The following is an 18381-nucleotide window of genomic DNA, read 5'->3' as shown; positions in this document are numbered from 1 at the left end:
CCAATTTCGCCGATCTCGCGGGCAGCCACATGACCCAGGTCGGCGCCGACGTGGTAATCGACGATCTGGCGGGCAACACCATCACGCTCCTCAACGTCAATATCGCCAATCTCGACGCAAACGACTTCATCTTCTGAGGCCACCGGTCGTCACCGCGGGGAAGCTTATGCACAAGGTGCAGGACAACCTCACGGACACGGATCACCGTGTCCCGCACGGCACCGGTCAGACTACCCGCTGCCGATCAGCGCTCCGGCGGCGAACACCAGCGCGCCGCCCAGGACCACCTGGAACGCCGCCCGGAAGAACGGCGTTTCCATGTATCTGTTCTGGATCCAGGCAATCGCCCAAAGCTCGATGAAAACGACGATGATCGCGGTAACCGTCGCCGTCCAGAAATCCGGGATCAGGTAAGGCAGCGCGTGGCCCAGCCCACCGACCATGGTCATGATACCGCTGGCAAAGCCGCGCTTGACCGGGCTGCCCCGGCCACTGAGTTCCCCGTCATCCGAAGCCGCCTCGGTGAACCCCATCGAAATCCCGGCCCCGACCGACGCGGCCAGACCGACAAGAAACGTCGTCCAGGTGTCCTGCGTGGCAAAGGCTGTGGCAAAGATCGGCGCCAGGGTCGAGACCGAGCCGTCCATCAGCCCCGCCAGCCCCGGCTGCACCCAGGTCAACAGGAACTGCCGGTGCGCGGTGCGCGCCTCCTCGGCTTTGGCGTCGTCGGTCAGGTGCTCCTGCTCCAGGCGCCCGGCGGTATACTGGTGACCGGCCTCGGCCGCCGCCAGATCGCCCAGAAGCTTGCGGGTGTCGGCATCCTGGCTGCGCTTGGCCGCGGTCAGATAGAACCGCTCGGCATCGCGCTCCATGCCCTCGGCCTCTTCGCGGATGCGCTCGATTCCGAGGTTCTCGACCAGCCACACCGGCCGCCGCGCGTAATACCCGGCCACATGCTCGCGGCGAATGAGCGGGATCACCTCGCCGAAGCGACGCCGGTGCAGCTCGATCAACCGCTGGCGGTGACCGTCCTCCTCCTTGGCCATGCCGTCGAATACCTTGGCCGTGTCGGGAAAGTCGGCCCGCAGCCGCTCGGCATACATCCGGTAGATCTGGGCATCGTCCTCTTCCGACGAGATCGCCAGCGCCAGGACTTCCTGTTCGCTCAGATCGGAAAACCGCCGTCTTTGAGTGATAAAGCGCATTGCTGCCCCCGGGAGTTTTTTCGTGCCCAAACCTAGGCCCGGGAAGAGCGGCAGACAAGACCGGGCGGGGGCGACATATTCTCCTTGCCGAAACTGAACCCGCGAGTTTAGTATCGGTCGGGTTCTTGTCCGGCCAATCCCGGAGACCCGATGTCCGCCACTGCCAAACCCGCCGCCTGCCCGTCCCCCGCGCCGCAGATCAACCGCACCGGCCGCAAGTTCGATCAGGTGGTCGAGGGCGCGCGACAGGTGTTCATGGCCGACGGGTTCGAAGGCGCCAGCGTCGACGATATTGCCCGCGCCGCCGGGGTCTCGAAAGCCACGCTCTATTCCTATTTCCCCGACAAGGCGCGGCTGTTTTCCGAGGTCGCCCGCAGCGAATGTGACCGCATGGCCGAGGCCGCCTGGCAGGAAATCGACACGTCCGCCCCGATCCGCCAGGTTCTGACCAGGATCGCCGTGCGGATCCTGACCTTTCTTTTGTCGGATTTCGCGCAGTCGATGTTCCGCATCTGCGTGTCCGAACGCGACCGCTTCCCCGAGATCGCCCGCGCCTTCTATGAAAGCGGCCCCGAGATGGGGCGCAAACAGCTCGAGGCGACCTTCCGCGATGCCGTCGCACGCGGCGAGCTTGCGATCGACAATCTCACCTTGGCCGCTGAACAGTTTTCCGACCTGACCAAGTCACGGCTGTGGCTGCGCGCGGTATTCGGGGTCCAGAGCGTGTTCTCGCAAGAGGAAATCGCCGAAGTGGCGGACGAGGCGGTCGACACTTTCCTCGCCCGCTACGGCGCCTGATCGAGCCTGCTCGGCCACCTGCGGGCAAACCGTTGATAGCGCCGCCCGCGATACTGCCGCTATCCGTCCTTCCGCGCCGCCCGCCGCGCCAGTTTGGCCGCCAAGCTCAAACCCACCCCCGGGCGCGACCACGGGCAGACCGCGATACAGATGCCGCAGCCGTGGGTCTCGTTGAAATAGGGCAGGCAGCGGTCGAAATCGACGTACCATTTCTCCACCCCCCGCACCCATTGCTTGTCCGGCGCAATCGCCTCCGGCGGGCAGGCGTCCTCACAGACCCGGCAGGCCATGCAGAATGCGTCGATCCCGAACGCGCGTCGCGGCGTCAGCGCGAAAGGCGCGTCTGTCAGCACCCCACTCAGCCGAAACGACGCGCCCAGCTCGGGGTTGATGATCGAGCCGTGCTTGCCCAGCTCGCCGAAGCCGCAGGCAATTGCCGGCGGGATCAGCGTAATCTCCCCCGCCATCGGTCCGGTCACCGGCTCGGCCTCCCAGCCCTGCGCCCGGATCCATCCCGCCACCGCCTTGGCCGCCCCTGCGGCCCGACCATATTGCCGGATCACCTCGGCCCCGGCCTCGACCTCGGGCGCGCGGGCGATCCCGGCATAGTCGTGCTGCACTCCCAGCACGATCAACCGGCTCTGCGCCACCTCGGCACCCTCGAACAGCCAAGCCGGATCCATCTCGGCCACGCCGGTCATCTCGCAGACCCCCGCCTCGACAAAGGACGCGAGGCCCGCCGTCCAATCCCCCGGCGCCCGCGCAGCCGGCGCGCCCGTCACCTCCGGCAGCGGCGCATCCAGGATCACCTGCCGCCCGGCCCGCGCGTCCTGCATCACCTCGCTCGGCGGGTTGGCGGTATAGAACCAGCGCTGCACGGCTCCATGCGGAATGTCGTCGGGATCCTTCGCCCAATATACCACTTCAGGCCGCCGGAATGCGCGCTCGCCCAACCCGTTGATGTCATTGCCCGAGAGTCCCGGATGCAGCGCCATCTGCTCGGGGCGCGGGGTAAAGGGGCGATGCGGATTGCGCTTCATGGTACCATGCTGGCATCATAGCCTGGCCCGAGGCAAGCCCATGCCGCGTCAATCGATCCGGCGCACTTCCAGCTGGTTGCCGGCTCCGCGCCGGGTCTCGAATATCTTCAGTTCCGCCACCAGGTCGCTCAGCTTTCGCTTGCCATAGGTGCGGGTATCGAAATCGGGATGGGCCGCCAGGATCATTTGGCCCAGCCGCCCCAGGCTGTACCAGTCCTCCTCCTGGTCGATGCCGTCCATCGCCTTGAGAATCAGACTGCGTGCCTCGTTGAGCTTTGGCCCCAGCATGGACTTGCCGCCGCGCCCGCCCATCTGCGCCGCCACCGCCTCGGCCCCTTCGAGGTTTTCCAGGAAGATGAACCGCTTGCAGGCCTTGCGAAACGCCTCAGGCGTTTTCTGTGCGCCGATGCCGAACACGTCGAGCCCCTGTTCGCGGATACGGCTGGCGAGCCGCGTGAAATCGCTGTCGGAGCTGACCAGCACGAAACCGTCGAACCGGCCGGAATGCATCAGGTCCATCGCGTCGATCACCAGCGCGATGTCGCTAGCATTCTTGCCCACCGTGTTGGCCGGCTGGTGATGCGGCACCAAGCCGAACTCGGCCTGCACCCTGTTCCAGCCGCTCATCTGCTGGCTGGAAAAGTCGCCATAAACCCGGCGCACGCTGGCCTCGCCCATCGCGGCAATCTCGTCAAAAATGGCATTCGTCCACTTCGGCGAAGTGTTGTCGGCATCGATCAGAACCGCCAGCAGCGGGGTGGGCTCGGCCATCGTCATTCCTTCTCTTTTCCCTAACCCTACGCTGCGTCCCACCGGACCGAAACCCCTTGTATCGTGCCATGCGGCTGTTCCACGCTCCGGTCAAAAGGAGGACCCCATGCACTACGCCCCGCAATCCGAACCCTGCCCACTGCCCTATTCTCCGTTCAAGTCCTGCACCGTGCCGCGCCCGATCGGCTGGCTCTCGACCGTCTCGGCCGACGGCGTGCCCAATCTCGCGCCCTATTCGCAGTGGCAGAACCTGACATTCGACCCGCCCCTGGTGATGTTCGCCGCAAACCAACTCTCGAACGGCGCGCGCAAACACACGGTGATCAACGCCGAACAAACCGGATGGTTCGTCTGGAACATGGCCACATACGACCTGCGCGAGGCGGTCAACATCTCAGCGATGGAACTGCCTCCCGAAGAGGACGAGTTCGACCGCGCCGGCGTCACTCGGGCCGACTGTATCGACGCCCCAGGTCCTCGCGTCGCCGAAAGCCCGGCACATTTCGAATGCCGCTACCTCTCCACTCACCGTCTGCGGGGACACTCAAGCCACGGCTGGGTCGACGTGGTCTATGGCGAGGTCATGCGCATCCATGTCGACGACGCAGTCCTCACCGCCGACGGCAAGATGGACATCCCCCGCATCCGGCCTCTCGCCCGGCTCGGCTACTATGATTATACCTCTGTCACCGAGGTCTTCGAGATGAAGATCCCCTCTGACAACCCTGCCACGCTGGTCGGGCTGGAAGGCAAATCGAGCTGAACCGGAGCGGCCGCGTGGTTTGCGGCGGGGCCGCAGTCGATACGCCGCGGCTCGAACGTGGGTTGTTCGCGACCGCGCACCGGAGCTGGGATGTTCACGGCAGCCTGAAACGCAAAACCTGAGGTGCATCCGACTCGAGCGCGGTGACCACGAACAGGCTCGTGAAATCCGATGCGCCGACATGAACCATATCGAAATGGCCGAGTTCGGTCAGGATCGACGGAATGGTCTCCGAGTGGCCCACGATCAGCACCACGCCGTCGGAATGGTCCTCGGACACGCGTCCGATCAGGCTCTGGATATCGTTCCTGTCGATCTCGACGGTGGGAACGCCCAGCGTTGCGCCAATGATGCCGCCGGTTTCGCGTGTGCGCCGGGCATCACTGGTGAAAACGGCCTCGATACCAGCATCCTTGAACATTCGCGCCCAGCTTGCCGCCTGTTCCCGCCCTTTGTCGGTAAGGGCGGGGTCGTCGCCCCCGGCTTTGTCTGCGTGGCGGATGACCAGAACGGCGTCCTGCGCCCGGGCGTCAACGGTTGCAAGCAACGCAAGCCCGGCCGCCAGTGCCATCGACACCACCTTCATGGCATTCGCCTTTAGACAAACCCAGGAGCGCGCGGCTTCAATACACCACCACCGAGCGGATCGACTCGCCGCGGTGCATCAGGTCGAAGCCCTTGTTGATGTCCTCCAGCCCCATCGTGTGAGTGATCATCGGGTCGATTTCGATCTTGCCGTCCATGTACCAGTCGACGATCTTCGGCACATCCGTCCGGCCGCGCGCCCCGCCGAAGGCGGTCCCGCGCCAGACCCGGCCGGTGACCAGTTGGAACGGCCGGGTCGAGATCTCGGCCCCCGCCGGCGCGACACCGATGATGATCGATTCGCCCCAACCCTTGTGGGCGCATTCCAGCGCCGTGCGCATCACGTCGACATTACCGGTGGCGTCGAAGGAATAATCCGCACCGCCGCCGGTCAGCTCGACCAGATGTCCGACCAGATCGCCTTTCACGTCCTTCGGATTGACGAAATCGGTCATCCCGAAATGCCGCGCCATCTGGGACTTGCTGTCATTGATGTCGACCCCGACGATCTGGTCGGCGCCGGCCAGCCGCAGCCCCTGGATTACGTTCAATCCGATGCCGCCCAGCCCGAACACCACGGCGCGGCAGCCGATTTCGGCCTTGGCGGTGTTGATCACCGCGCCGATGCCGGTGGTCACGCCGCAGCCGATATAGCAGATCTTGTCGAACGGCGCGTCCTTGCGCACCTTGGCCAGCGCGATCTCGGGCAGCACCGTGTGGTTCGAAAAGGTCGAGCAGCCCATGTAATGCAGAATCGGGGTGCCATCCAGCATCGAAAACCGCGAGGTCCCGTCCGGCATCAGCCCGGCGCCTTGGGTCGTGCGGATTGACTGGCACAGGTTGGTCTTGGGATTGAGGCAGTAGTCGCATTCGCGGCATTCCGGCGTGTAGAGCGGGATGACATGGTCGCCGGGCTCCAGCGACGTCACGCCCTCGCCCACCTCGAGCACCACGCCCGCACCCTCATGGCCCAGGATCGCCGGGAACAGCCCCTCGGGATCGGCGCCGCTGAGAGTAAACTCGTCGGTATGGCAGATACCGGTGGCCTTGATCTCGACCAGAACCTCGCCCGCTTTCGGGCCATCGAGGTTCACCTCCATGATTTCCAGTGGCTTTCCGGCCTCGAGGGCAACGGCGGCACGCGTGCGCATGGGGTTTCACTCCTCCCTTGTGTCTCGGGCCCGAGACTGCGGCAATTGCGCGCAAGTTTCAACTCAAACCCCGCCGCCGGCGCACGCGGGTCGGTTCAAAAGCACGGCAAATGCCACCACGCGGCCGCGTCCTGGCCGCAATTGCGCCGCGCCAACTTCGCCAACTCGCCCGCATCCAAACCGCCGATCCGAAACCAGGAGGCTCGGAGAAAACGATGACGGCCATTCCCGCCCCCCGATCCCGCAACGCGCTGCCGGTCATGCTGATCGGCCAACTTGTCTTCGGCTGCGGCCTCGCGGTCGAAGAACCCTGGCTCAGCTTTTTCGGTCTGGTGATCTTCCTCGGCACCTACATGTTGAGCTCGGCGCTGCGCGGCCCGGCCCGTATCATCGCCAACCACCCGGCCCGGCTGGACCGGCCCCGGCAACGGCACAGCCGTCCGACCGCACCGCCCGTAACCCCGCCGACCGAGGTCCCGCGCCAGGGTCTCCCGAATCCAGCCCCCACTCGTGGCGATGTCCCCACGGCGGCACTTGCAGGCCACCGTAAAGCCGCCTGTGCCGATGCAACCACCGTCAGGATCGGCCCGATCGTACCCTTGACGCACACTGGCCCGGCCGTTGGCTGGATCGGCGGCACACCACACCTGCCGGACCACGTCGATTGGCCCGTCATCGACGGCAAGCCGGCGCTTTTCGTCGCCCAGCTCGACTGCTCCCGCCTGCCGGCCGATCTCTGGGGCGGCCTCGGCCCGCGCTCGGGCTGGCTGGTGATCTTCCGCCCGGTGTCGGGGCGGGGCTCGCCGGCGGTTCTGCACACCGAGAAACCCGGCGTGGCGCGCCAGCCGCCCGAGCCGGCCGCCCCGCCCGACCTCACGCCGGTACGCGAAGACATCCTGGCACGCGTGACCGGCCAGCCCAGCACCATCCCGCGCTGGCCCGTCGCGCTGCACAGCGCCGCTGTCGAGCAGCCAGCCCGGACACCATCGCCTTTTACCGCAATCCCTGGCGGCCCGCGCCGACCGCAGCCCGATCTCGACAGGCTCGGACCTTCGGACAAACGTCTCCGACCGTTCGACTGGACATCGGCCATGATCCTGATCGAGGTCACCCTCTCGGCGCTCGACTGGGGGCACCGGGTGATCTCGGCGCTCGACACCTGCGAGCCCGGCGCGGACCCCGCCCGCGGCTTTCTCGCACGGCTCCACGGCGTGTCCGGCAGCGTCACCGCGCTCCGCACTGAACTGATCAGAGCCCGCGACAGCGGCCTGCCTTTCGGCCCCGATCTGTGCGACCTCATGTTCACAGCGCTCGACCGGCTGCAGATCGAAAGCGGCCCGGACCACGGTGGCACGTCCACCACCCCCGGCTTGCGACCGATTCTCGCGGATGACCAGATCAGGCGCGACTATCTGCACTGGCTCGATCGATATGCAGCGCGTCTCTACACCGAAAATCCGGCCGCGCTGCCCGCCGTCCCACGCGGCCTGTTCGAAACCTGGTGGGCCTGGCACGCCGATCGCGAATGCGGCTGGCTGGGCGGGACGCTGCCGCAAAATGTTACCAATGCGGGAATGGCCGCGAAACCGGTGGCGCTGCTGCACCTGCCCAGCAGCCGGCTGATGGGCTGGAAATTCGACCATCGCGGCTCGTTCGGTGTCTATCTCGATGCCGATGCCCTGGCCCATGGGGACGTTTCGTCGGCCTTCGGAACGGACCCATGCTAGACGTCGCATGAAAAGTGGCGCTGCGGCCAGCGCCGTTGTGATATGCCATGGTTTAAGCCCGTCGCGGATCACGGCCGTCTCGCTGCCCGCGACCGCCCGGCAACCGTTCAGGGACCTACCCATGCCGTCGACCCGCCGCGCCGTCCTCCGCAGCCTGCCCGCACTGTTGGCTCTTACCGCGTGCATGCCACCGGACACGCCTTCCGGGCGGCCCTCCGCCGATGCCTGCGGCGCGGCGCAGTACAACGGTCTGATCGGAGCACCCGTGGCGCAGGCCGATTTCTCGGGCCACGCCGCCGTGCGGATCATTCCGCCCGGAACCGCCGTGACCATGGACTACCGCCAGGATCGGCTGAATGTCGAAACCGACGGTGCCGGGATCATCACCCGCATCTACTGCGGCTGAACCCGGCTCAGGCCTATTTCTCGATTCGGTAAAGCTTGTGACAGCCGCCACAGCTCTGACCCAGCGCGCCCAACCCGTCCGCCAGCGCCTCCGGCGAACCGGTGTCGAGCGCCTCTGCCGCCGTCGCCATCGCCTCGGCGCGGGCGGCAAAACCCGCCCAATCGCTCCAGACCTCGGGTCGCGCCTCGGATTTCGGATCCGTCTCCTGCGCTTCGAAGGCGGGCGTGATCTCGCTGGCGTGGCGCACCAGCGCCGCCCGCGCCACGGCCGCCTTGGCCGGGTCGAAGGCGATCTCGCCCTTGACCATGCCACCGATCACCCCGGTCGCCTCCTTGATCTCGCCCATCAGCGCCATCCGCGCCTTGACGGCAGCGTTCTGCACCCCAGAATGCGCCAGCGATGCCCCGGCCAGAGCCCACACAAGCCCCACCGCGAGCCAGCCCGTGCGATGCCCGTTCTTCATGTCCCCATCCCGCATTGTCCCTCCTTACGCAGCCGTTGCCGTCATTTTCGCGCGTCAAGGTGGCGCCCGACCACCGTTGCGACAATTGAACTTTCCGTGACCGGTTGTTCTCCGGCGTCCCCGCCTTACATTGACCGGCACAGACGACTGCCCAGGCAGAGGGACGCCAAAATGCCGTTGATCGACCAATCCGATCCCGCCCGCTCGGGCTATGCCGGCCCCGACTGGCACCGCGAGGTGCTGGACGACCTCGCACGGTCCCTGACGCCGCCCTCCGACTTTCCCTGCACCTTTTCCCAGAATGCCTTCCGCCGCGAACTGATCCAGTTGATCTTCGTCGAAGACACCGGTTCCGACGCTCGGGCCAGGCTGCGCGCCGATCTCTCTGCCTATATCGCTCAGGCCCGGCAATGGAACGGCCAGGTCAACACGGCCCGCCCGCTTGTGGTGGCCTTCTCGCACGACGCCGTCCCGCCGACCGACCTGGCCGGCTATCACGAATTCGGCTGGCGCATGCTGCAGGACTGGCACGACAATGACCCGGCGCCCTGGCCCGAAGATGTCGCCCGCGACCCCGAAGAAGCCTTCTGGTCCATGTGCTTCGATGGCATGCAGCTCTTCGTCAACATGTCGGCTCCGGCCCATGTCAAACGCCGCAGCCGCAACCTCGGCCAGCACTTCCTGTTCATCGTCAACCCGCGCGAACGCTTTGACGTGGTCGCCGGCGAAACCCCTGACGGCGCGCGGGTGCGTGGGGTGATCCGCTCCCGGGCCGAAGCCTATGACGGCATGCCCCACGCCCCGGTGCTGGGCAAGTTTCTCAAGGGCGAACTGGAATGGCCGCAATACGCCCTGCCCGACGACAATCAGACTTTCCCCGAAACCTGCCCGTTGCACACGCGGGCCGGGTGACGTCGCAAAGCTTTTCGACAGGTTGTCCGCCGCCCGTTGATGCGCATTTGGAGACAGCTTTCAGTAGGCCTTCGGCAAACGGTGCGTGAATCGCCGATCCAAGTCGTATCAAAACGCCCTCCCCCTCGACTCCGCCCCCGACTCGCGGCAGAGTAAGAACAAATCACGAACATGTTGCCTGCCGCCCCATGCCCGCCCGCCGCATCCTCTCGCTCTGGTTTCCCGCCCTCGGCGCCGAACGGCTGATCCGCCGCGACCGGCTCGACCCCGCGGCACCCTTCGCGGTGGTGCGCGAGACCGGGCAGATGCAGGTGCTCTCGTCGCTGTCGCCGGCCGCCGTCGCGGACGGGCTGCGCCCCGGCCAGCCGCTGCGCGACGCCATGGCGATGTGCCCGGCCCTGCTGACCCGTCTGCGCAATGCCCCCGCCGAGGCGACGTTCCTGACCACGCTCAGGCGCTGGGCCACGCGCTTCTCGCCCTGGGTCGGCGAGGATGGCGAGGACGGGCTGATCCTCGATGTCACCGGCTGCACCCATCTCTTCGGCGGCGAAGCAGCGCTGCTCGCCAAGATCGAAGAGGACGCCACCGCCCTCGGCCTCACCGCCCGGACCGGTCTCGCCGATACCCGTGGCGGCGCCTGGGCGCTGGCACGGTTTGCCGGGCGCGACCCGGGACAGGCCCGCTCGGGCGATGCCATCGACCAGGAGGCCCGCGCCACCCGCTCGCGCGCCGCGCGCCGTCACTGGACCCGCGGCGGAACCGCCCCCAGCGCCCTGCCCCCCACTGCTCCGCAGGATCGCATCGCCCCGACCGGTCAGACCCACAGCGCGCTCGCTCCCCTGCCCGTTGCCGCCCTGCGGCTCGACCCCGAGACCACCCAGGCCCTCACCCGGCTGGGCCTGCGCCGCGTCGGCGATCTCATCGGGCAGCCCCGCGCCGGCCTCGCCCGGCGCTTCGGCAAGGGGCTGGTGCTGCGGCTCGACCAGGCGCTCGGCGCCGTGCCAGAACCCGTCACCCCGGCGCGCCCCGACACCCGATTCGCCACCCGGCTGTCGCTGCCCGAGCCGATCGGGCTCGAAGGCGACATCCTCGCCGGGCTCGACCGCCTGCTGCCCCGGCTCTGCACGATGCTCGACGACAAGGGCCGTGCCGCCCGCACCGTCCGGCTTCAGGCCTTCCTCACCGATGGCACCATGCAGGCCATCTCCGCCACCCTCGCCCGGCCCGGCACCGACCCCGACCGCCTCCGCCCACTGCTGGCGATGAAACTGCCCGAAATCGACCCGGGCTTCGGCATTGACATGCTGCGGCTCGAGGCGACCCACACCGAGGCCACGCCACGCACCCATGCCGGCTTCGTCCCCGCCGCCCGCCGCTCCGAGACCCGGCGCGACAGCGGCCAGGGGCTCGATGACCTGATCAGCCGCCTCGGCGCCCGGGTGGGGATGGAGGCGATCACCCGCCGCCACCCGGGCGACAGCCACCTGCCCGAGAAAAGTTCACAGGTGCTTTCAGCCGGCTGGTCCGCCCCCTGCGGGTCCTGGCCCGCGCGCACCACACCACCGCGCCCGCTGCTCTTGTGGCGACCCGAGCCGGTGATGGCGCCCGACACGCCCAACCCGGCCACCCGCTTCCGCTGGCGCGGACAGGATCATACCCTGGTCTCGGCCATCGGCCCGGAGCGCATCGCGCCGGAATGGTGGTTTGACGATCCCGACTGGCAGAGCGGCACCCGCGATTACTGGCAGGTGACGACCGCCCGCGGTGATCGCCTGTGGCTCTATTTCGCCCATGGCGCGGCGCTGTCGCCGGGATGGTTCTGTCAGGGAAGTTTCGCATGAGAACGCCCGAGGGGAACCGCGACGCAGACAGGGTCGGGCAACGCCGAAATTGGCCTGGAGCGGACATTGGCCGAGGTCAGGCTCAAGCCGCGCATCGACGGGCCGTGCCTTTACAATCCCCACTTTCTGCACCCGGCCTCGGCGTGGAAGGGGCGAAGACCGCCCAAACCGGTTCCGGAAACATCCGGCGCATCGTGACCGTCCGCACGCACCGTTAACCTGGAAACGGGTCAGATCTTACCCCACCGTGCGCCAGACAGACTGCCAGCCAAAGTGCCAGCCGGCTTGCCATACCGCCGCTGGGCGCTCCCATTAACCTGTTAACCCGCCGATGCGACGACTTAAGCAAAAGCTTGATTTCCCCCAAAAACGGCGCAAACTGTTGTTATGAACGTTCAGAATCCCACCCCCTTTCCCGGGGCGCAGTCTGCACAGGTATCCTTTCACCGCACCGAACTCAGCGTGATCCTGTCGCTGTATGGCCGCATGGTCGCCGCCGGCGAATGGCGCGACTACGGTATCTCCTGCCTGAAGGACGCCGCGATCTTCTCGGTGTTCCGCCGCACCGCCGAACATCCGCTCTATCGCATTGAAAAAAGGCCGAAACTGCGCAACCGGCAGGGGCAATACTGTGTCGTCGGCATGGACGGCCAGATCTTGCGCCGCGGCCATGATCTGCGGACCGTGCTGCGCGTGCTGGAACGCAAGCTGATCCGGCCGGTGGAATAGCGACGCCAGAAGACTTGCCGCACCGGGCCTTGACCGCACCTTGTGGCCAAAAACCTTTAACTTTTGCCCCTTACCTTCACTCGAACGCACAGCAGTGATCCCGCCAACGGGTTGTTCCGGTCGTTTTCGAATGGCACCCAGAACGACGAAACCGGCAGCCCGACACGCCCTGCCCGACCGAGCGCCAGGTCCACTTGTTCGGCCCGAAAACCCAGAAACGGATCTGAAAGGGCAGTGCGGCAGTCGTCAGATCAGGTACGGAAAGCCGCGTGCCAGGCATCCATCAACGCGGTGGTCTCGGAGGCATCGACCACACCGAGAACCAGCCCTTCACCTTCACGTGCCATCACGACTCGCAAACCGTCGCCATAGGGCAGAACCGTGAAGCTGGGCCTGGCCGACGTCTGCCGCAACGCAGCCGACGCCCCCTTGCCCGCGACGGCGCCGGCGAGTTCGCGGTCGATCACCCGCAGCGCTTCGAAATGGGCGGTCTCACCGTCTGTTTTCGGGGTCGCCTCGTCGCTCTCTCGGACCAGGAGTGTCGCGGCCCGAGCCTGCAGTTCGGCAAGGAACACCACCGCGTCGGCATGGGTCGCCGGTTGCTCTGCGGCCTCCAGCAGATCACGTGCCGAGCAGCTCGCCTCGCTGACCGAGAATCCCTCGGCCCGGCCCGTCAGGCGCAGACGTACCGGGGCGTCGCCGCTCTCCCAGATCGTCTGAAGCCGGCGAGCGAAAACCGCGGCGGCCTTGCCGGGCGCCGCATCACCTACCCCTTTTTGACCACCAGATTTAAGCTTCACCAGCCGCCGGTTGGAAAGTGTGAGAATGGCAATCTCGCGACCATCGCGAACCAGGGCGACCTTGCGCGGCAGCACGGTTTCGTCGATCTCGCGGGCGATCATGGCAATCAGATCCGCAAACGTGTTGGCCTCGGCCGCCACGTCGTCCCCGGCCGAATCGGCCGCCAGACGTTCGGCGATCTGGCGAAGGGGGGCATGGGCGTCGGGCTGTTTGGCCTTCCGGGGATGCGAGAGCTTCGCCATCATGAGCCCACCGCTAACTTGTGCAGCACGGCCGCGGCATCCACCGCCACGTCCTCAACAGAGGTGCCGGTCTCGCAAATGCAGCAGACAAAATCCGACGGGTTGTCGGTCGAGCGCACGATCACCCGCACATCCCGCGAGGTCATGACGACCACTTCGCGGCCAGCGGTTTCTGGGTCGGCATCGGCGGGACGAACCTTGTCGCTCAGACTAAAATTCTGCGCCGCCTGGACGCAGATCAAATCGAGGAATTCCTGCGGGTGCGTCTCGTCGGTACTGGTGCGCAAGATCAGGCGGGTCCCGAGATCGCCGAAAGCCGCCAGCCTGCAACCGGGGTGGTTTGCTCGCAGATCGTCAAGGCCCTGTGCGATCGTCATACACGCCCCCTCCCGGCCCAACGGCTGCAAGGCCCGCGATCTGGCTGCACATTGCCCCTAGCCATGCACCGACTCCTCCTGTGGCGGACGCTCCTGTCCATCTCCGTCGGCGCGGCGCACCCGGCGCGGCACGATCTGCGCCGATCCTCCGGCTGGGTCCGGCGCGCTGCTACCACTATCGGCCAAAGCCGCAGCAGACGTTTCCTCGTCCGACGCCGTCACCCGGACCGGCGCCCCGGCAGGGCCTTTGGCGGCGTCGCCCCGCGGTAGCTCTGGCCGCACATCCCAGGACATCTCATGCTTCGGCCGTGTCGCCACCGGCTTCATCAGGATCTCGACCAGGTGCTCGAGAAAGGCCGCTGTGCCGGCTTCCTGGCTCACGTCAAAATCATCACCAGCCTCGAACACCCGAAGCAGCGACACCGGATAGACGCCGGCGAACAGCCCATCGGTTTCCTTGCGCACGCGGGTCATTACCCGGTCGCGGTCGCGCTCGTTGCGGATTTTGTCGATCTGGGTGACCAACAAGATATTGTCGCCGGTGGTCTGGCCGGCGATCTGCTCCCAGATCGCCGCTTCCGACTGGCGCCAGGCCTGATTGGCATGGGTGCACCAGATCACCAGATCGACCTGATCGATCATGTTCAACCAGACATCAGCCGGCATGTTCGGATCCGACACCCCCGGCATGTCGATCAGGTCACAGAGTTCGAGAATGTCGGTTTCCCGGTGCAGCCGGATCAACGCTGTTTCCTCAATATCGACCGACGACAGATCGGCGAGGTCAAGCGGCGCTTCGTTGCCGTCATGATCCACGGTGAAAGCAGCACTTTCCCCATAGCTCGCCCAGACCGGCGGCAGCCGGGTGGCGGTAACCTTGACCGGAAACGGTTCTTCACCAAGCAGCATGTTCGACAACGTGCTCTTGCCGGCGCTGAATTCGCCCATCAGCGCGACCCGCGGTTTGCGTTTTGTTTTCGGGGTCACGGCCTCGGCCGGGGCTGCTTGGGTGCCTGTATCGTACATCATGCTGCGAATGCCCTCAGAGTTGTCAGTGCCCCGTCCAGAACCTCGCGCTGCCGGCTCTCGTCCTCGCCGGACAGTTCGGCCTTCAGGTCGCGGTCGGCGCTGGCGTTTTCAATCAGGTCGTAGAGAATGTTGCGGTACCCGTCGAACTCGGCCTGCAATTTTCCCATCAGCACAGCGCGGTTTTCCGCCGGCTGATCCTCTTTCATCTGGACCATGAACTGTTCGGTTTCCGATGCAATGAGCTGCTTGAACTGTTTGGCGAAAGCGGCATAGCCGCGCTTACGGCGCCACCAGTTCACCCACCAGCCATCGTTGAAATCCAGTGCGATGGTCTGGCCCAGCGCCACCGGCGGCGGGGTCTCGGGGACATCGGGAATGCCGATCTGGATCCCCTCGACGGCATCGCCAAATCCGCTCACCAACAACTCAGCGATATCACGGATGGCCTGTTCATAGAGTTTCTTGGCCGCGGTTTGCGAACGAGACCCCAACAGCGAATGCGCCGAACGCAACAGGATGCGCAGACCCGAAGGATCATACTCCCAGACCACATGTTCACCCCAGTCCTCAAGGTGCTTGATCAGCGAATGCGTAGCGCGGTCGACAAAGGTGGCATGGGCGCGGTCGGCCCGCTGCTGGTAGTCGACCATGAGCCGCTCCAGTTCGGCATCGAGCGCGGCAAGGCTCTTCTGTTCGACGCGATCGAACCCGGCGAGCAGTTCCTTTCCGCTGACCGGCGTGGCCGATTTCTGCGCGTGCAACCGGATCGATTTCGACGCCGCCTGACTGGTGGCGACGGTTACCGCCGCACTGGCGATCTCGGTCAGGCAAGGATCGCCGAGATGCACCACCGCCCGCTGTGAAATCGCGTTCAAAAGCGCCGGCACACCCGACAGGTCCCAGACCATGTTGGCCGGCGACTGGTCGCTACGACCCGGCGTGAGGTTGGCAGCGGCCCAGTCGAGCAGGGTCTTGGAATGATCCTCGGTCATCTCCTGCAATTCGCCGGTCAGGGCTTTGTTGGCCCAATAGGCGCTGCCGAAGACGATTTCGGTGTCATGTGGCCCGTGATGGTCCTTCAGGGTCTGGCGGATACTGTCTTCGATCTCGGCGATCTGGTTGGCCGGATCCGGCAGTTCGTCGATGCGGTTGACGAAGATGATCACGTCGCGCGAATTCAGGTTCGAGATCAGCCGGATCAGCCCCATATCGACCGAAGTCAGCGCCTGACCGGCCGACAGCACGACCACACATAGACGGCTGTCGCGCACCGCCTTGATGGTGATCTGCTCGCGCAGCAGGAAGGTGTCGTTCACGCCCGGCGTATCGCGCAGGCACATCCGGAACGGCACCGTCTGGCAATTGAGATAGAGATCGGCCGAACGGGTAATGTCGGCAAAGCGGCCTTGTTCATCGCCCGTGCCCGCGGCATCTGAACCCTCTTCGAGGTCAAAGTCGTCGCCGAGGCAGATGTAGCGCTCGAGCAGGTTCTTGTCGAAATAACCGTATTCGTGCTTTTGCCCCATGAGCAGTTCGAAATTCCGCCCCAGACGGGCGCGTGATTTCTCGCGGATCATTTCGACCTGGGCCTGCAGCTTCTGCAGCTCACTGTCGGCACCGGCGCGCCCCGCAAGCTCGCCCATGCGACCGCCCTTGGTGGTCAGCCGGTTCCATTCGTCCTCGGCCATGAACTGGAAGCGCGCGCCGGTCTCCTTGCGGCTGCGGCCCGGTTCGAGATGCAGCGAGGTCACCACCGAGGTCCACGGATTCACGTCGGCGGGAAGCAGATCGGCCCAACCGGCCATGGCATTGATCAGCGAGGTCTTGCCGGATTTGACTTGACCCAGGATCGTCACACTCGGCTCGAACTCGTCAAGTTGGTCCTTGAGACGCTTTACCGACCGCGCGGCGCCTTTCTCGGCCACCTGCGACAGCGAATCGAGCGCCTCGCCCAGTTGACGGGCGCGATCGGCAAACGCGGCCAGGTCGTCCATGCCGGCGCGCAGGTTCGTCGGCCGCGCCGAGGCCCTGATTTCAGTCGTGGGAACGATATCTGCTTCGATGTTCATTTCTTACCTTTGACCATGGCGTGGTTTTCCAAACCCTTCTGTCATCGTCCAGGACCGGGAACCGCCCGACACCAACACTGTTTGCTTCCACAATCTGGCACGACAATGTGTTAAGATTTTGGCCGCTTCGCGGAAGAAAAACTGTCGTCCGATCAGGCCGATTCTCGTATACTCAACTCCTTGCGCATCTGCAGTAAAAGCGTCACCGCATCGAGTGCCGCATCTTCGCCACGCTCGAGTTGAAACAGCATCAGCATCTCCTCGCCTTCCCGGGCGCTGTCCTGCGCCTGCTGCAAGGCTGGGTCGTCGGACAATGTCTCGTGCAGGTGCGACGACAGTGCGCCGATGGTTGCCGCGCAGCGCTCCAGCACCGCATCGGTATCAACCGCCGCCTCGCCGTCAATCTCGCGCAGGAGTTCCTTTCCACTGGCGGTGAGGATCTTCACCGCGCTATCGAGGATCAACTGTGTTCCGGCGGCCGGCTGCATCCCAACCTCTGCACCGGCCGACGGAGAGATCCCGGCGCCGTTCGCCCTCGCTTCGGCGGCGTCCGACGACACCTTGGCAGCCACCGAGGCGGCACCCGCCCGCGTCGGCCACTTGCCCTCGGTCAGTTGCGTCAGCAGCATCTGGGCCTGGTCGATATCGGCGGACCGCCCTGAAGCCACCTGGGCGGCGATTTCGTCGCACAGGCTCTTGCCACCGCTCGAACTCCAAAGTTGAGCGTCTGGTTCCTGCTGTGCGCTGAGCGCGCTCAGTGCCTGCAGCGTGGCGACCGGGTACATCCCCAGGAACTCCTCGCTCACGATCGGATCCAGCGTCTCGAGGGTCTCGGACAGCACGCCCCACATCATTTGCCGATCGGCACGGGTGATGACCAGGAAACTGTGATCCTTGATCTCGTCGGGCACGCTGGACCAGAGGAGTTGTTCGTTTTCACCGAAGGAATTCGTGCACCACAGCACCATATCGGCATCTTTGAGTGCCGCGGCGAGAATACGCTTGCTGATCTCCGGCGCCTGGCCGAGGCCAAGTTCGCGATAGCTCTGCCCTTGCAACGATGGTTGCGGCAGCATCTGCTGTGCCCGAATTACCCCGCGCGGCGGCGAAGCATCGACCAGCAGCCCGTCTCGTTCGACGGTCTTACCGTTCTCCAGTTCGAACAGAACCTGTTCCTCGGGTCCGAAGGTGACATCAAGCACCGGCACCCCGTCCGACCCCCCGATCACCTGGCGCTCCAGCATCATGTTGATCAGCGACGATTTTCCGCTACCCGGCAGGCCCGTCACCACGATACGGATCGGACGGCGAAGGTGATCGATCAGCCGCGCGCCCCAGTCCCGGAAATGCGGAGGCACTTCGCGTGTGCTGAGATACTCATCCAGTTGTGCGGCGATCTGCTCCAGGTCTTGTTGGCGTTCCACGGCTCACCTCGTGTTGGTCTTGTTGGTCTTGTTGGCCCCGGTCGTGTC

General features: G+C 65.6%; 18 protein-coding genes. 7 read left to right on the top strand and 11 right to left on the bottom strand.

From position 1 onward, the window contains the following. Positions 1-230: 230 nt before the first annotated feature. Entirely contained in the window at positions 231-1205 is a 975-nt protein-coding gene (gene mbfA / locus NO357_RS13355) for an iron exporter MbfA (RefSeq protein ID WP_306736172.1), read from the bottom strand. Positions 1206-1355: 150 nt separating this feature from the next. On the opposite strand from mbfA, the gene NO357_RS13350 reads away from it, so the two are divergent. Continuing rightward, entirely contained in the window at positions 1356-2003 is a 648-nt protein-coding gene (locus NO357_RS13350) for a TetR/AcrR family transcriptional regulator (RefSeq protein ID WP_306736171.1), read from the top strand. A 59-nt stretch (positions 2004-2062) separates the two neighbouring features. On the opposite strand, the gene NO357_RS13345 is transcribed toward NO357_RS13350, so the two are convergent. Further along, positions 2063-3043 (bottom strand): 4Fe-4S dicluster domain-containing protein, encoded by a 981-nt coding sequence (locus NO357_RS13345; protein ID WP_306736169.1) that lies wholly within the window; start codon positions 3041-3043, stop codon positions 2063-2065. Between the two features lie 48 nt (positions 3044-3091). Beyond that, positions 3092-3814, bottom strand: coding sequence for an NYN domain-containing protein (locus tag NO357_RS13340; RefSeq protein ID WP_306736168.1), 723 nt, complete (start codon positions 3812-3814; stop codon positions 3092-3094). A gap of 106 nt (positions 3815-3920) precedes the next feature. Between NO357_RS13340 and NO357_RS13335 the strand changes: the two genes are divergently transcribed. Next, positions 3921-4577 carry a flavin reductase family protein gene (locus NO357_RS13335; RefSeq protein ID WP_306736167.1) on the top strand — a complete coding sequence of 219 codons (657 nt, stop codon included), beginning with the start codon at positions 3921-3923 and terminating at the stop codon, positions 4575-4577. Positions 4578-4671: 94 nt separating this feature from the next. Here NO357_RS13335 and NO357_RS13330 read toward each other — a convergent pair whose 3' ends face one another. Together NO357_RS13330 and NO357_RS13325 are read right to left on the bottom strand one after the other, a co-directional pair. Then, positions 4672-5163, bottom strand: coding sequence for a phosphoglycerate mutase family protein (locus NO357_RS13330; RefSeq protein ID WP_306736165.1), 492 nt, complete (start codon positions 5161-5163; stop codon positions 4672-4674). A 37-nt stretch (positions 5164-5200) separates the two neighbouring features. Further along, positions 5201-6313 (bottom strand): S-(hydroxymethyl)glutathione dehydrogenase/class III alcohol dehydrogenase, encoded by a 1113-nt coding sequence (locus tag NO357_RS13325; RefSeq protein ID WP_306736164.1) that lies wholly within the window; start codon positions 6311-6313, stop codon positions 5201-5203. Between the two features lie 215 nt (positions 6314-6528). On the opposite strand from NO357_RS13325, the gene NO357_RS13320 reads away from it, so the two are divergent. Then, a complete protein-coding gene (locus tag NO357_RS13320; protein ID WP_306736163.1) occupies positions 6529-8040 on the top strand; it encodes a DUF1963 domain-containing protein in 1512 nt (503 codons plus the stop codon). Between the two features lie 121 nt (positions 8041-8161). Beyond that, positions 8162-8446, top strand: coding sequence for an I78 family peptidase inhibitor (locus tag NO357_RS13315; RefSeq protein ID WP_306736162.1), 285 nt, complete (start codon positions 8162-8164; stop codon positions 8444-8446). A gap of 13 nt (positions 8447-8459) precedes the next feature. On the opposite strand, the gene NO357_RS13310 is transcribed toward NO357_RS13315, so the two are convergent. Continuing rightward, a complete protein-coding gene (locus NO357_RS13310; RefSeq protein ID WP_306736161.1) occupies positions 8460-8924 on the bottom strand; it encodes a c-type cytochrome in 465 nt (154 codons plus the stop codon). Between the two features lie 156 nt (positions 8925-9080). On the opposite strand from NO357_RS13310, the gene NO357_RS13305 reads away from it, so the two are divergent. The 3 genes from NO357_RS13305 to NO357_RS13295 all read left to right on the top strand — a co-directional run bounded on the left by NO357_RS13305 (position 9081) and on the right by NO357_RS13295 (position 12391). Beyond that, positions 9081-9821 carry a YqcI/YcgG family protein gene (locus NO357_RS13305; RefSeq protein WP_306736160.1) on the top strand — a complete coding sequence of 247 codons (741 nt, stop codon included), beginning with the start codon at positions 9081-9083 and terminating at the stop codon, positions 9819-9821. A gap of 188 nt (positions 9822-10009) precedes the next feature. Beyond that, positions 10010-11662, top strand: a complete 1653-nt coding sequence (locus NO357_RS13300) for a Y-family DNA polymerase (RefSeq protein ID WP_306736159.1) — start codon at positions 10010-10012, stop codon at positions 11660-11662. Positions 11663-12049: 387 nt separating this feature from the next. Further along, positions 12050-12391: a DUF2794 domain-containing protein gene (locus NO357_RS13295; RefSeq protein ID WP_306736158.1), complete on the top strand. Its 342-nt coding sequence runs from the start codon at positions 12050-12052 to the stop codon at positions 12389-12391. Positions 12392-12642: 251 nt separating this feature from the next. Here NO357_RS13295 and NO357_RS13290 read toward each other — a convergent pair whose 3' ends face one another. From NO357_RS13290 to NO357_RS13270, 5 genes are all read right to left on the bottom strand, one after another. After that, on the bottom strand, positions 12643-13437 hold the full coding sequence (locus tag NO357_RS13290; protein ID WP_306736157.1) for a hypothetical protein: 795 nt from the start codon (positions 13435-13437) through the stop codon (positions 12643-12645). Further along, positions 13434-13811 (bottom strand): hypothetical protein, encoded by a 378-nt coding sequence (locus NO357_RS13285; RefSeq protein WP_306736156.1) that lies wholly within the window; start codon positions 13809-13811, stop codon positions 13434-13436. The genes NO357_RS13290 and NO357_RS13285 overlap by 4 nt, the downstream gene beginning before the upstream one ends. Before the next feature lie 57 nt (positions 13812-13868). Beyond that, positions 13869-14840, bottom strand: a complete 972-nt coding sequence (locus NO357_RS13280) for a dynamin family protein (protein WP_306736155.1) — start codon at positions 14838-14840, stop codon at positions 13869-13871. Beyond that, a complete protein-coding gene (locus tag NO357_RS13275; protein WP_306736154.1) occupies positions 14837-16909 on the bottom strand; it encodes a dynamin family protein in 2073 nt (690 codons plus the stop codon). The genes NO357_RS13280 and NO357_RS13275 overlap by 4 nt, the downstream gene beginning before the upstream one ends. A gap of 152 nt (positions 16910-17061) precedes the next feature. Further along, the gene (locus tag NO357_RS13270; RefSeq protein ID WP_306736153.1) at positions 17062-18333 is read right to left on the bottom strand and encodes a hypothetical protein; all 1272 of its coding nucleotides are present in this window, start codon (positions 18331-18333) and stop codon (positions 17062-17064) included. Positions 18334-18381 lie beyond the last annotated feature (48 nt).

Origin of the sequence: Marimonas arenosa (assembly GCF_030848945.1) — a bacterium.
Taxonomy (GTDB): Bacteria; Pseudomonadota; Alphaproteobacteria; order Rhodobacterales; family Rhodobacteraceae; genus Marimonas; species Marimonas arenosa.
Note: the sequence above shows the minus strand (reverse complement) of the source record. Positions and strands in the feature narration are given on the sequence as shown.